Annotated in this window: 1 pseudogene; it reads right to left on the bottom strand. The window is 75.7% G+C overall.

Annotated elements, in window-relative coordinates:
* Positions 1–643, bottom strand: a pseudogene (locus HV675_RS32165) (hypothetical protein); the annotation flags it as partial.
* Between the last annotated feature and the right edge of the window lie 10 nt (positions 644–653).

The following is a 653-nucleotide window of genomic DNA, read 5'->3' as shown; positions in this document are numbered from 1 at the left end:
CTGCCTGCGCCGCTGCCGGGCGCGCCGCCTGGCTGGCGGTCAGGCCGGCTTGACCTGCTGCGCCGCCGGCTGACGCGCCCGCTTGTCCCGCGGCCGCCTGCTGTGCCTGGGCAACCCTGAGCATGGCCGCCTGCGTCCTGACTGCCGCCGTTCCGCCCGAGCCGTCGAGCTGCGGCGGCTCGCCGCGCGCCGCGAGCGGCTCGATTTCAACGGAGGGCGCGGACGCATTCGCCGTATCGGCCGCCTGAATATCCGACGCCGGGACGCTGTAGCGCGCCTGCGCGTTGCTGATGACCACCGGCGCCACGCGCTGCGTCGCAGCCGCACTCTGCAGGTTCACCGGCTGCGGCATCGCCGGCATGCCGGGCGCGGCGCCGCCTCTCATGACCCTGCCGCTCGTGACGGCGCCGCTCGTCGGGTAAGCGCCGGCGGCGGCCGGGTTCCCCGGTGCGCCGGGGCCGGCAAGCACGATCTGACCGTCTTCGGCGAGCGCCTGCCGTTGTGCCGCCGGCGTCGGCCGAAGCGCGGCCAGCGCCGCGGCGCTCGGCTGCGTCGCATGCGGTGTCGACGTGGCGGCCATGCGCGCGGCGAGTGCCTGCGCATCGGCGGGATTCTTTTCACCGGGCCCCGGGATCACGATCATGCCGCTGCTG

This window comes from Paraburkholderia solisilvae, from assembly GCF_902859875.1.
In the GTDB taxonomy this organism is placed as follows: Bacteria; Pseudomonadota; Gammaproteobacteria; order Burkholderiales; family Burkholderiaceae; genus Paraburkholderia; species Paraburkholderia solisilvae.
Note: the sequence above shows the minus strand (reverse complement) of the source record. Positions and strands in the feature narration are given on the sequence as shown.